Genomic DNA, 12,131 nt, shown 5'->3' on the forward strand with positions numbered 1-12,131 from the left:
GAACTACCGCACAGCGCACTGATGCGCCGCCGCAACGGTGTTGTCAAAATATGACAGATGCAAGGCAGCCACAGTTGCTGCGAGAGCCGGCTCCGATCAGGTCGATTCAACCTGATCCGTATATCCGGCTCTCAACTTAAGGCGACGCCGCTTTATCGATCAGCTAGCGGAGCAAGCTGATCGGAGCGGGCTCTAGCGCGGCGAGCGTACCACCTGCATGTCGAGCTCGCGGATCTTCTTGCGGAGAGTGTTGCGATTGAGTCCTAGCAGCTCCGCGGCGCGAATCTGGTTGCCCCTCGTTGCCGCCAGGGCGGCGGCGATCAGGGGCGGCTCGATCTCACGCAGGATGCGGTGATAGAGGCCGGGCGGCGGGATCTGGTCGCCGAAACCGCCGAAATACTGGCCGAGATGGCGCTCCACCGAACCGGACAGGGTTTCTGCACGCTCCGGGGCGCTGCTGCTGCTCCCGGCTTGCATCGGAGCACCGGTCGCCGGCTGCAACTCGGCTTCGACGATCGGCGCCGTGATCGTCTCCTGCGGATAGAGCGCGGCCAGACGCCGCACCAGATTCTCCAGCTCGCGGACATTGCCGGGCCAGCGATAGCGCCGCAGCACGTCCATCGCTTCCGAATCGATCTGCTTGCGGGGCAGTCCCTCCTTCTCGACCATCGCGAAGAAATGGCGGACGAGATCCGGAATGTCCTCGACGCGCTCGCGCAGCGGCGGCAGGCGGATCGGCACGACATTGAGGCGGAAGAACAAGTCCTCCCGGAACAGTCCGTGAGCGATCGAGATGCGCAGGTCCTTGTTGGTCGCGGCGACAATGCGGACGTTGGTCTTGATCGGGGTGCGGCCGCCGACGGTGGTGTATTCGCCTTGCTGAAGCACGCGCAGCAGGCGCGTCTGCGCCTCCATCGGCATGTCGCCGATCTCGTCGAGGAAGAGCGTGCCGCCCTCGGCCTGCTCGAAGCGGCCGGAGGAACGGGTCAAAGCGCCGGTGAAGGCGCCCTTCTCGTGGCCGAACAGCTCCGATTCGATCAGGTCCTTCGGGATCGCCGCCATGTTTATCGCGACGAAGGGGCCATTGCGACGCTTGCCGTAGTCGTGCAGGGCGCGGGCGACCAGCTCCTTGCCGGTGCCCGATTCACCGTTGATCATCACGGTGAGATCGATCGGCATCAGCCGCGCCAACGCGCGGTAGACGTCCTGCATCGCCGGCGAGCGGCCGACCAGCGGGATGTCCTCGGGCTCGGCGGCATGGTTGCGCGGCGCATCGCCGCGAGGCCGCGACAGGGCCCGCCCGACGATGGCGACGAGCTCCTTCAGGTCGAAGGGCTTGGGCAGGTATTCGTAGGCGCCGCGCTCGGAAGCCTTGATCGCGGTCATGAAGGTGTTCTGCGCGCTCATCACGATGATCGGCAGCTCGGGCCGAACCCGCTTGATGCGCGGCAGAAGGTCGAAGGCGTTGCCGTCCGGCATCACCACGTCGGTGATGATGAGATCGCCGAGGCCCTGCGCCGCCCAGGTCCAGAGCGTCGCCGCCTGGCCGGTGGTGCGGACTTCGTAGCCGGCGCGGGCGAGCGCCTGGTTGAGGACGGTGCGGATCGCGGCGTCGTCGTCGGCGATGAGAATGTTACCCGTCGGCATGCGCTTTTCCGTGTCCTACTCGTCTTTTCACCCGGCCTGAGACGGTTTGGCCTCGTGCAGGGGCAACCGAATGCGGAATGTCGTGCGTCGCGGCACGGATTCGCATTCGACGATTCCGCCGTGATCGCCGATCACCTTGGCGACGAGTGCAAGTCCAAGGCCACTTCCCTGCGCCTTGGTGGTAACGAAGGGATCGAACAGGAGCTGGTGCAGTTCGGGCGGCACGCCAGGCCCATTGTCGCGCACACCGATCTCGAGCGGCAGAGCGAGCCGGGCACCGGAGCCCGGCGCCTGCATGCGGATGCCCGGGCGATAGGCTGTGGTCAGCGTGATCTCGCCGTCGATAGCGTCCTGGCCGATCGCCTCGGCCGCGTTCTTAACCAGGTTGAGCAGCACCTGGACGAGTTGGTCGCGATTGCCGGCGACCGGAGGGAGCGACGGATCGTAGGCCTCGCTGAAGCGGATGTGGCGGGCAAAGCCAGACTGCGCCAACCGCTTCACATGGTCGAGCACGTCATGGACGTTGACCGGCCCGCGCTCGCTCGGGCGCTCGTCGCCGAACAATTCGACGCGCTCGACCAGCTTCACGATCCGATCGGCCTCATCGCAGATCAACTGCGTCAGCAGGCGATCCTCGTCGCCGACCGAAGCCTCGAGCAACTGCGCCGCACCACGGATGCCGGAGAGCGGGTTCTTGATCTCATGCGCAAGCATGGCGCCGAGCGCCGTGATTGAGCGGGCTGCCCCTCTATGCGTCAATTGCCTGTCCATTTTTTCGGCAATTGTTCGTTCTTGCAGCAGAAGCACCACGGCATCGGGCTGGCTGGGCAGCAATGAGGCAAAGACGTCGACGATCCGGTCAAGGCCGAGCCGCGGCGAAGCGAGCTCGAGCCGATACTCGCTGACGCTGGCGCCGCGGCGCTGCACCTCTTCGACCAGTCCCAGGACCGGGGAGCCGAAGGCGACGAGGTCATCGAGGCGCTGGCGCTTCAGGACAAGCGCGCTGGCCTGGAAAAAGTCTTCGGCAGCGGTGTTGGCGTAGAGAATGCCATGCCGCTCCCCGATCACCAGCACGGGCATGGGCAGGACGTTCAGGGCCTGGATTTCGAGCAGGTCGGACAATGGATCGTGCCGCCCCTCCACACCGTCGTTGAACATCGCCATCGTCATATGCGGACTTTCGTGATCAGGCGGCGGCGCCGAGGCGGTCGCTTGAGAACAATTGCCCGAGCGCAGCGATCGCCCGCGCGGGTTCAGTGGTGGTGAGCAACTCGCGGCGGGCGCCCTCGTCGGGCTCCAGCCCGCTGGCGAGCGCTTCGTCGGCATAGGCGGCAAGATGCTTGCGCGCATGACGGACGCCGGATTCGCGTCCCATCAGCGACAGCAGGTCCTCATAATGCTCGCGGGCGATGTCGTGCTTGGCGGCGAGCGAAATCTCCAGCGGGACGCGGCCGGAGAGTTCGGCGCCGATCGCGCCGGGCAGCCAGGGGCGGCCCATCGCGGCGCGGCCGACCATGACATAGTCGGCGCCAGATCGTTCCAGGCAGCACCGCGCCTGCGACAGCGTCGCGATGTCGCCATTGGCGACGAGCGGAAACGTGCCTGCGGCGCGCACCGGGCGGATCGCGGCCCAATCGGCCTGCCCTTTGTAGAACTGCTGGCGCGTGCGGCCATGAACGGTGATCGCAGCTGCGCCGGCAACGACAGCCCGGCGCGCCAGCTCCGGCGCGTTGCGGCTGGCATCGTCCCAGCCGAGCCGCATCTTGACCGTGACCGGCACCTTCACCGCCGCGACGACGGCCTCGACCAGGCCGACGGCATGGTCGAGATCACGCATCAGCGCCGAGCCGGCCCAGCCGCCGACGACGCGCTTGGCCGGGCAGCCCATATTGATGTCGACGATATCCGCGCCCGAGGCCTCGGCGACCTGCGCGGCTTCGGCGAGCCAGCGCGCCTCGCAACCGGCTAGCTGAACGACATGCGGCGTGACGCCGGCGCCCTCGGCCCGCAGCCTCGCCTCTTCGCTGCCGCGGACGAGCTCGTCCGATGCGACCATCTCGGACACTACGAGCCCGGCGCCGAAGCGCGCGGCGATCCGGCGCATGGCCAGATCGGTCACGCCCGACATCGGCGCGAGGAAGGCGCGCGAGACCGGCAGCAGCCCGCCGATCGACACTTTGCGCTCGCCCGAATTTGAGGCAGTTTCCATTCTGCCGATTTATTGGACAAATGGTGCGGCGCGCAAGAGAATTTCACGCGATGTTGCAATGCAATATCGACATGCGTGGAAATTGATCCTCATCTCGCCTCTTGCTTCAGCGTGCTGATGGCTTGGCGCGAGCCCCTTGCCGTCCTATCAGCGAAGCCCCGTGATCCGGACCCAAGAGGATCGATGACACCGGCCGTCGCAGCCCTGATCGTTGCCGCCGGGCGCGGCCTGCGCGCCGGAGCTGGTTCTCCCAAGCAGTACCGGCAGCTGGGTGGCGTGCCGGTCCTGTGCCGTACGCTCGCGCCCTTCCTGGCGGAAAGCCGCCTCGGCACGGTGCTGGTGGTGACCGGGGCCGGTGACAACGACCGCTATGACGACGCGATCAGCCGGCTTCCGCAGAGCGCCCGCACTCGGCTGCTCGCGCCGATCGAAGGTGGCGAGACCCGCCAGGATTCGGTTCGCGCGGGGCTGGAGGCGCTCGCGGCGTCGGGATTCACCGGCACCATTCTCGTGCACGATGCGGCGCGGCCTTGCGTGTCACCAGCGCTGATCGAGCGGGCCTTGGCGGCCGGTGCCGAGAGTGTCGCCGCCATTCCGGCACTCGCGGTCACCGACACCGTCAAGCGCGTCGATGCCACCGGCCAGATCGAAGAGACCCTGCCGCGCGAGCAGCTCGTGTCGGTGCAGACACCGCAAGCCTTCGCGTTCCAGCCGCTGCTGGCCGCGCACCGGGCCGCCCATGCCGCTGGAGCCGCTGGCTTCACTGACGATTCCGCCATCATGGAATGGGCCGGCCACCGGGTAGCGACCTTCGCCGGAGATTCGATGAACCTGAAGCTGACTTATCCCGGCGATTTCGAACTGGCCGAGCAGCGCCTCGCCCGCCCGCTCGTCACCCGCATCGGCACCGGCTATGACGTCCACGCCTTCACCGAGGGCGACCATGTCTGGCTCGGCGGCATCCGCATCCCGCACAGCCGCGGTGTCACTGCCCATTCCGACGGCGACGTCGCCCTGCATGCGCTTACCGATGCCGTGCTGGGCGCCTTGGCCGATGGCGACATCGGCAGCCATTTCCCGCCGAGCGATCCGCAATGGCGGGGCGCCTCCTCTGATCGCTTCCTCGCCTTCGCTGCAAACCGTGTCCGGCAGCGCGGCGGGCGGATCGATCATCTCGACCTGACCATCGTCTGCGAGGGACCGAAGGTCGGCCCGCAGCGCGATGCCATCCGCGCCCGCATCGCCGAGATCGCGGGCCTGCGCCTCGACCAGGTCGGTACCAAGGCGACGACCTCGGAGCGTCTCGGTTTCACCGGGCGCGGCGAGGGCCTCGCCGCGCTCGCCACCGCCACCATCCGCCTGCCGGAACCGGAGTGAGGCCATGTTCGATCTCGATATCCGTTCGCTTGCCGCCGAACTGCTGAACATCTCGCGGGAGCGCGGCATCACCGTCGCGACGGTCGAATCCTGCACGGGCGGGCTGGTTGCAGGCGCCCTGACGGCGATCTCCGGCTCGTCCAGCATGGTGCTCGGCGGCCTCGTAACCTATTCCAACGAAGCGAAGACGGTTCTGGCTGATGTCCCGGCCGAATTGATCCGCCAGCATGGCGCGGTCAGCGAGCCGGTCGCGCGCGCCATGGCGGAGGGTGGCCGCGAGCGGCTGTCATCGCGGCTTGCCGTCTCCGTCACGGGTATCGCCGGTCCTGACGGCGGCAGCGAAGCGAAGCCGGTCGGGCTTGTGCACTTCGCCTGCGCCAACGGGGCACGGACGCTGCATCGCGAGAAGCGCTTCGGCGCGACGGGACGCGACGAGATCAGGCGCCTCAGCGTGCTGGAGGCGCTCGACCTGCTGCGCGAGGCCGCGCTGACGATCGAATAGGCTGCGGTGCCTATTTCGGCGAAAGCTGCCGCCAGATCGCGCCGACGATGTCGGCATAGTCGTCGCTCCAGGGACGGGTCGTCCCCGGTCCGACCTGCTGCTTCCACCCCTTCACGACCGGACCCGGATCGACGCCCGGCCGCGTGACCACTGCGACGCTCGGAGCGGTTTTCAGGGCTTGCAGATCGGCTTCGGTCCGAACCGGGCTGTTGATCCAGGTCGTCAGCCCCTGCCCTGCCGCCGTCGCCCTGACCACGGATTGAAGCTCCATGTTCCGGTTGGAGATGTGCAGGAGCACGGCTCCATCCGGCTTGAGCTTGCGCATATAGAGCGCCAGGGCCTCGCTGGTGAGCAGATGGACCGGGATCGCGTCGGACGAGAACGCATCGACGACGATCAGGTCGAGCGAGCCGTTGCTGGCGTCGCCGAGCGTCAGCCGCGCATCGCCGATGACGAAGGTCGGCTTGGGTGCACAGACGCTGAAGAAGCTGAAGCGGGCCGGATCGGTCGCGATCCCGATCACCGCCGGGTCGATCTCGTAGAAGCGCCAATCCTCGCCGGTGCGGGCCTGGCAGGCGAGCGAGCCCGTCCCGACGCCGATCGCGGCGACGGCTCCAAGGGTGCCTCCCCTCGCCTGGCGAACGGAGTCGATGCCATCGGCAATGCCACCGCCGGTGAAGTAATAGGTCAACGGCTCCGGGCGCCCGGACACCGGCGTACCGTCATCCTGACGCAGGCGTTGCGCACCATGGATCGTGCTGCCGTGACTGAGTACGCGGAAGCGGCCCGCCTGCATCTCGCTGATCCGGTGCACGCCGAAGAAGGAGCGAACCATGTCCGTCCGGGTGGTTTCACGGACGATGAGCGCCGTCATTGCGACAACGGCCAGGCAAGCAAGCGCGGCACCTTGCCGCCGCGACGGCCGGACGGAGGTGAAACCCGGGCGGCAGAGCATGCCTGCCACGACCAGAAGCGGATACTCGGCCACGGAATTGAACAGCAATGGCGCCAGCAAGGCGGCGAACACGCCGCCCAGCACACCGCCGAACGACATCCAGAGGTAGAAGCTCGTCAGCTCCGCCGCTGACGGCCGCAGCCGCGCCAGCTCGCCATGCGCGACCATCGCCGTGACGGACAGAATGGAGAGATGGAGGACGAGTTCGCTGCCCCAGCCCAGGCGCAGGTTGAACACCATCGAGGCCATGTAGCAGAGGACGAGCAGCAGCTGCACGTTCAGCATCCAGCCATGGCGCAGCAGCGGCTTGCGCTGGAAGACGATGACGAAGGTCAGCAGGAAGAGTGCGAGCGGGGCGACCCAAAGCAGCGGGCCGGCCGCAACATCGGTCGAAATATGCGCCGTTACGGCGACCAGCAGGCCAGACGGCACGAAGGCAAGGAAGAGCCAATGCAACTTGCGGCCGGCAGGGATCGGCTCGGCCATCAGCGGGGCGGTATCGCGCGTGCCCGCCGCCGATCCGACGCACAATCCGGCGCAAGCCGTGATGCCGGCGAGCAGCAGACCGAAACCCCAGGCCCAGGCCGAAGCCTGTGTCGCCAGTCTGAGGGCGGGTTCGACCGCGAACGGATAGGCGAGCAAAGCGAGGAAGCTGCCGATGTTGGAGGCAGCATAGAGGAAGTAGGGATCGCGGGCATGGGCATGGCCCGTCCGGGCGAACCAGGCCTGCAGCAACGGGCCGTTTGCGGAGACAGCAAAGAAGGGCAACCCGACCGAGGCGGCGAAGAGCAGCAGGAGCCAGGAGAATTCGCCTTGTTGCGGCGGGCGTTCGAAGCCGGCGGCGATGCCGATGGGTAGTGAGGTCGCTACGACCACGATCATCAGGGCGATGTGGATCAGCGCGGCGCGCCGCACGCTGAAGCGGCTGACAAGCCAGTGCGCATAGGCGTAGCCCGCGAGCAGAATCGCCTGGAAGAAGACCATCGCCGTCGACCAGACTGCCGGTGAGCCGCCGAGCTTCGGCAGCACCATCTTGGCGAACATCGGCTGGATGCCGAAGAGCAGGAAGGCGGAGAGAAAGATCGTGCCGGCGAAGACCGGCAGTACCGCGCTCATCCCGCGCGCACTGGCGCCGGCAGGCGTCTGCATCACTGGAGTGTCCATGCCTTCCCCCTGCCGGAACGAGGGAAACAATGGCGCAGGCCGCTTAAGACTAGGTGAGCGCCGCCGGGCTGCTGCCATAGATCGCGTCGGCACGCTTCTCGAACGCCTCGGCGAATTTGCGGAAGGCCTTGTCGAACATCGCGCCCATCAGCAGGCCGAGCATGCGGCTGGCGAATTCGTAGGAGATGAAGAAGCCGATCTCGCTGCCCGTATCGAGCGGCTTGAAGCTCCAGCGGTTCTCCAGATAGCGGAACGGCCCGTCGACATATTCGACCACGATCTTGAGATTGCCGGGGTCGAGCGTGACGCGACTGGTGAAGGTCTCGCGGATCGCCTTGTAGCCAACCGTCATGTCGGCGAGCAGCACCTCCCCGCCGCCCTCGCGGGGCGTGCGCCTGCGCACCGTCAGCCCCTCGCAAAGCGGCAGGAACTGCGGGTACTTCTCGACATCCGCCACAAGCGCGAACATCTCTCCGGGCGAATGCTTCACCCGGCGGGTGCTGTTGAACATCGGCATGTGACTTGGGCCGATCAGCTGCCGAGCTTGGCCGCGCGTGCAGCCCGCAGCTTGGCGAAGTCCTCGCCGGCATGATGCGAGGAGCGCGTCAAAGGCGTCGAGGAGACCATCAGGAAGCCCTTCACATAGGCGATGGTCTCGAAGCTCTTGAACTCGTCCGGCGTGACGAAGCGGATGACGGCATGATGCTTTCGCGACGGAGCGAGGTACTGGCCAATGGTGATGAAATCGACCTCGGCCGAGCGCAGATCGTCCATCAGCTGCAGGACCTCGTTCCGCTCCTCGCCGAGGCCGACCATGATGCCGGACTTGGTGAAGATGGTCGGGTCCAGCTCTTTCACCTGCTGCAGCAGGCGCAGCGAATGGAAATAGCGGGCACCGGGGCGCACTTTGAGGTACTTGCCGGGCACCGTCTCGAGATTGTGGTTGAAGACGTCGGGCTTGGCCGCGACGACGATCTCGAGCGCGCCGGGCTTGCGCAGGAAGTCCGGCGTCAGGATCTCGATCGTCGTGCCGGGCGAAGCTTCGCGGATGGCGCGGATGACGCGGGCGAAATGCTCGGCGCCGCCATCCTGGAGATCGTCGCGGTCGACCGAGGTGATCACGACATGGTCCAGGCCGAGCTTGGCGACGGCGTCGGCGACCTTGCGCGGCTCGTCATGATCGAGTGCCTCGGGCACGCCGGTCTTGACGTTGCAGAAGGCACAGGCGCGCGTGCATGTGTCGCCCATGATCATGAAGGTGGCGTGCTTCTTCTCCCAACACTCACCGATATTGGGGCAGCCCGCCTCCTCGCAGACCGTGACGAGCTTTTCGGCCTTCACAATCTTCTGGGTTTCGGCCCATTTCGGCGAGCCGGGGGCCTTCACGCGAATCCAGTCCGGCTTGCGCAGGATCGGATTCTCCGGCCGCTTCTGCTTTTCCGGATGGCGCAGCTCCGGCTTCACCTCGGATTTCGGGTTGCCGGCATTGGGGCGCGGATCGCGGTTGAGGAGGTCGAGCACGACGGCCATGGACGGGTCCGTTACTGGCGCCGCGCAGCAGGGCGCGGCCACTCCCGTCTAGCTAATGCCGAAGTGCCTCGCGAGCAACCCGCGCGCCATGGGACTCAGTTGCGCACCGCGCGCCAGACCACGATCAGCAGGCAGGCGCCGGCGATCGCAGCGACGAGCGTGCGCCAGAAGCCGAAGATCGGGATCTCCAGCAGTTCGGCAATACGGCTACCGACGAAGGAGCCGGCGACGCCGACAATCATGTTGGTGAAGAGGCCGTGATCCGACGAGGTGACGCGCTCGGCGATCCAGCCGGCGATGACGCCGATCAGCAGCGTCATGAAGAAGCCATAGCCCGGCGTGCCGAGCGCGGCATAGATCTGGTCGTTCATGGCAATCCCCCTGCCCTCAAGTCCGGCCAGCCGGCCGCAGTCTGCAACGCGCCACCCGCGCGCTGGTTCCGTCAGGCAATGAAGCGGGCCAGCAGCACCACCAGGATGGCGCCGATCACCGCCATCGCCATTGAATCGAGGAAGCGGTAGCCGGTGCTCGCGCGCCAGCCGGTGACGCGGACGATGCCCTGCCCGACCAGCATGCCGAGCAGGCCGACCACGGCATGGCGCAGGAAGCCGCCACCGCCGACGACCAGGCTGGCGATGAAGCCCGCGCCGGTACCGAACGCCACTGGAGGCAGAAGCCGGCGCCAGTAGAGCGCGAGCTTCGTGCCGGGCGGAAGGATCTCGATCTTGTCGTCCGGAACGATCCGATCGGGTTTGGCGGATTTGCGGGCGCGCGTCATCGGCCGGATATGGCCTCGGCCGCGCGCGAATTCCAGCGCCGGGAGATCAGGCGATCAACCGGGCCAAAAAGACCACCACGATCGCGCCGATCGTCGCGGTGACGATCTGCGAGACCAGCGGATTGCCGATGCCGAGGCTGATGCCGAGGAACTGCAGCAGGAAGCTGCCGACGAAGGCGCCGATCAAGCCGGTGATGATGTAACGGATCAGGCCGCCGCCGCCCATGACGATGCTGGCGAGCCAGCCGGCGACGGCGCCGATGGCGAGAGCGACGAGAACGGCACGAAGGTCCATGGCGATCCTCCTGATCAGGCCTCATATCATCGCCGGACCGATGTGAAGCGGATGTGAACGCTGTGCGGCGCGCCGCATGATCAAGTCGTCCCGGGCGCAGCGAAGCGTAGACCCGGGACCCATGCCTGAACTGTTCCGGAATGGATCCCGGATCGGCGCGGCTTCGCCGCTTGTCCGGGATGACCCGCGTTCCTCCATGAACGGAGCGGAAGGATTCTGGACGCTGTCCCTCCTCAGGCGTTCAGCACCTTGCCGTAGGCATCGAGCACCGCCTCCTTCATCGTCTCCGACAGGGTCGGATGCGGGAAGATGGTGTGCATCAGCTCTTCCTCGGTGGTCTCGAGGTTCATCGCGACGACAAAGCCCTGGATCAGCTCGGTGACCTCCGCGCCGACCATGTGGGCGCCGAGCAGCTTGCCGGTCTTGGCGTCGAAGATCGTCTTGACCATGCCGCTGTCCTCGCCCAGCGCCACAGCCTTGCCGTTGGCGACGAAGTTGAAGCGGCCGACCTTGAGCTGGTGCCCGGCGTCCTTGGCCTTGGCCTCGGTCAGGCCGACGCTGGCGATCTGCGGGTGGCAATAGGTGCAGCCCGGGATCATCGCCTTGTCCATCGGGTGCGGGTGCAGGCCCTTGATCGCCTCGACGCAGATCACCGCCTCGTGCTCGGCCTTGTGCGCCAGCATCGGCGGGCCGGCGACGTCGCCGATCGCGTAGATGCCCTTCACATTGGTGCGGCAGAGGCCGTCGATCGCGATCACGCCGCGATCGAGCTTCACGCCGAGCGCTTCGAGGCCGAGGTTCTCGACATTGGCGACGACGCCGACGGCCGAGATCATCCGCTCGGCGGTGATCGTCTGCTTGTTGCCCTTGTCGTCCTCGACATGGGCGGTAACCGAGTTCGCCCCCTTCTCCACCTTGGTGACTTTGGTCGAAGTCAGGATCTTCATGCCCTGTTTCTCGAAAGCCTTGCGGGCGAAGGCACCGATCTCGGCATCCTCGACGGGGACGACCTGCGGCATCACCTCGACGACCGTCACCTCGGCGCCGAGCGTGCGATAGAACGAAGCGAACTCGATGCCGATCGCGCCGGAGCCCATCACCACCAGCGATTTCGGCATGGTCGGCGGCACCAGCGCCTCGAAATAGGTCCAGATCAGCTTGCCGTCCGGCTCCAGCCCCGGCAGGGCGCGCGGACGGGCGCCGGTCGCGACGATGATATGGTCGGCGGTATAGGTGCCCTCGCCCTTGGCGCCCTTCGGGATCGGCCCCTGCGGCTGCATCGCCGGCTTCTTGGTCGGCGCGACCACGATGGTGTTGGCCTTGGTGAGCTTGGCCTCGCCCCAGATCACGTCGACCTTGTTCTTCTTCATCAAGAACTGGACGCCGTTATTCATCCTGACCGCGATGCCGCGCGAGCGCTTCACCACCGCCTCCAGATCGGCCTTGAACGAGCCTTCCAGGGTCAGCCCGTAATCCTTGGCGTGCTGGCCGTAGTGCAGGATCTCGGCCGAGCGCAGCAGCGCCTTGGTCGGGATGCAGCCCCAGTTCGAGCAGATGCCGGCAAGGTGCTCGCGCTCGACGATCGCCGTCTTGAAGCCGAGCTGCGCCGCGCGGATCGCCGCGACATAGCCGCCGGGGCCGGAGCCGATGATGATGATGTCGTAGTCAGCCATG

12 protein-coding genes are annotated in these 12,131 nt (G+C 66.6%); 2 read left to right on the plus strand and 10 right to left on the minus strand.

Annotated elements, in window-relative coordinates; all coding sequences use genetic code 11:
- Nucleotides 1-192 precede the first annotated feature (192 nt).
- The 3 genes from ntrC to dusB form a co-directional block, all read right to left on the minus strand.
- Nucleotides 193-1,647, minus strand: coding sequence for a nitrogen regulation protein NR(I) (gene ntrC, locus V7S63_RS01735; RefSeq protein ID WP_100960310.1), 1,455 nt, complete (start codon nt 1,645-1,647; stop codon nt 193-195).
- Between the two features lie 27 nt (nt 1,648-1,674).
- Nucleotides 1,675-2,727 carry a two-component system sensor histidine kinase NtrB gene (locus V7S63_RS01740; protein WP_244543705.1) on the minus strand — a complete coding sequence of 351 codons (1,053 nt, stop codon included), beginning with the start codon at nt 2,725-2,727 and terminating at the stop codon, nt 1,675-1,677.
- Between the two features lie 106 nt (nt 2,728-2,833).
- Nucleotides 2,834-3,856: a tRNA dihydrouridine synthase DusB gene (gene dusB / locus V7S63_RS01745; protein ID WP_100960308.1), complete on the minus strand. Its 1,023-nt coding sequence runs from the start codon at nt 3,854-3,856 to the stop codon at nt 2,834-2,836.
- Nucleotides 3,857-4,039: 183 nt separating this feature from the next.
- Here dusB and V7S63_RS01750 point away from each other — a divergent pair, with 183 nt between their 5' ends.
- Entirely contained in the window at nt 4,040-5,233 is a 1,194-nt protein-coding gene (locus V7S63_RS01750) for a bifunctional 2-C-methyl-D-erythritol 4-phosphate cytidylyltransferase/2-C-methyl-D-erythritol 2,4-cyclodiphosphate synthase (protein ID WP_336529005.1), read from the plus strand.
- 4 nt (nt 5,234-5,237) lie between these two features.
- On the plus strand, nt 5,238-5,735 hold the full coding sequence (locus V7S63_RS01755) for a CinA family protein (RefSeq protein WP_336529006.1): 498 nt from the start codon (nt 5,238-5,240) through the stop codon (nt 5,733-5,735).
- Nucleotides 5,736-5,745: 10 nt separating this feature from the next.
- On the opposite strand, the gene V7S63_RS01760 is transcribed toward V7S63_RS01755, so the two are convergent.
- The 7 genes from V7S63_RS01760 to lpdA form a co-directional block, all read right to left on the minus strand.
- The gene (locus V7S63_RS01760) at nt 5,746-7,854 is read right to left on the minus strand and encodes a fused MFS/spermidine synthase (RefSeq protein WP_336529007.1); all 2,109 of its coding nucleotides are present in this window, start codon (nt 7,852-7,854) and stop codon (nt 5,746-5,748) included.
- 49 nt (nt 7,855-7,903) lie between these two features.
- Complete coding sequence (locus V7S63_RS01765; protein ID WP_336529008.1) at nt 7,904-8,371, minus strand: type II toxin-antitoxin system RatA family toxin; 468 nt, start codon at nt 8,369-8,371, stop codon at nt 7,904-7,906.
- 14 nt (nt 8,372-8,385) lie between these two features.
- Entirely contained in the window at nt 8,386-9,384 is a 999-nt protein-coding gene (gene lipA, locus V7S63_RS01770; protein ID WP_336529009.1) for a lipoyl synthase, read from the minus strand.
- Between the two features lie 95 nt (nt 9,385-9,479).
- Nucleotides 9,480-9,755, minus strand: a complete 276-nt coding sequence (locus tag V7S63_RS01775; protein ID WP_091829055.1) for a GlsB/YeaQ/YmgE family stress response membrane protein — start codon at nt 9,753-9,755, stop codon at nt 9,480-9,482.
- 71 nt (nt 9,756-9,826) lie between these two features.
- Nucleotides 9,827-10,162, minus strand: a complete 336-nt coding sequence (locus V7S63_RS01780) for a GlsB/YeaQ/YmgE family stress response membrane protein (RefSeq protein WP_336529010.1) — start codon at nt 10,160-10,162, stop codon at nt 9,827-9,829.
- A 46-nt stretch (nt 10,163-10,208) separates the two neighbouring features.
- On the minus strand, nt 10,209-10,457 hold the full coding sequence (locus V7S63_RS01785) for a GlsB/YeaQ/YmgE family stress response membrane protein (RefSeq protein WP_091829060.1): 249 nt from the start codon (nt 10,455-10,457) through the stop codon (nt 10,209-10,211).
- A 233-nt stretch (nt 10,458-10,690) separates the two neighbouring features.
- On the minus strand, nt 10,691-12,130 hold the full coding sequence (lpdA, locus tag V7S63_RS01790; protein WP_091829063.1) for a dihydrolipoyl dehydrogenase: 1,440 nt from the start codon (nt 12,128-12,130) through the stop codon (nt 10,691-10,693).
- Nucleotide 12,131 lies beyond the last annotated feature (1 nt).

Source organism: Allobosea sp. CCNWLY174, assembly GCF_037120455.1.
In the GTDB taxonomy this organism is placed as follows: Bacteria; Pseudomonadota; Alphaproteobacteria; order Rhizobiales; family Beijerinckiaceae; genus Allobosea; species Allobosea lupini.

Coding starts and splice junctions, on each gene's coding strand:
- ntrC (WP_100960310.1), bottom strand. CDS start 1,647: ATGCCGACGGGTAACATTCTCATCGCCGACGACGACGCCGCGATCCGC.
- V7S63_RS01740 (WP_244543705.1), bottom strand. CDS start 2,727: ATGCCCGTGCTGGTGATCGGGGAGCGGCATGGCATTCTCTACGCCAAC.
- dusB (WP_100960308.1), bottom strand. CDS start 3,856: ATGGAAACTGCCTCAAATTCGGGCGAGCGCAAAGTGTCGATCGGCGGG.
- V7S63_RS01750 (WP_336529005.1), top strand. CDS start 4,040: ATGACACCGGCCGTCGCAGCCCTGATCGTTGCCGCCGGGCGCGGCCTG.
- V7S63_RS01755 (WP_336529006.1), top strand. CDS start 5,238: ATGTTCGATCTCGATATCCGTTCGCTTGCCGCCGAACTGCTGAACATC.
- V7S63_RS01760 (WP_336529007.1), bottom strand. CDS start 7,854: ATGGACACTCCAGTGATGCAGACGCCTGCCGGCGCCAGTGCGCGCGGG.
- V7S63_RS01765 (WP_336529008.1), bottom strand. CDS start 8,371: ATGCCGATGTTCAACAGCACCCGCCGGGTGAAGCATTCGCCCGGAGAG.
- lipA (WP_336529009.1), bottom strand. CDS start 9,384: ATGGCCGTCGTGCTCGACCTCCTCAACCGCGATCCGCGCCCCAATGCC.
- V7S63_RS01775 (WP_091829055.1), bottom strand. CDS start 9,755: ATGAACGACCAGATCTATGCCGCGCTCGGCACGCCGGGCTATGGCTTC.
- V7S63_RS01780 (WP_336529010.1), bottom strand. CDS start 10,162: ATGACGCGCGCCCGCAAATCCGCCAAACCCGATCGGATCGTTCCGGAC.
- V7S63_RS01785 (WP_091829060.1), bottom strand. CDS start 10,457: ATGGACCTTCGTGCCGTTCTCGTCGCTCTCGCCATCGGCGCCGTCGCC.
- lpdA (WP_091829063.1), bottom strand. CDS start 12,130: ATGGCTGACTACGACATCATCATCATCGGCTCCGGCCCCGGCGGCTAT.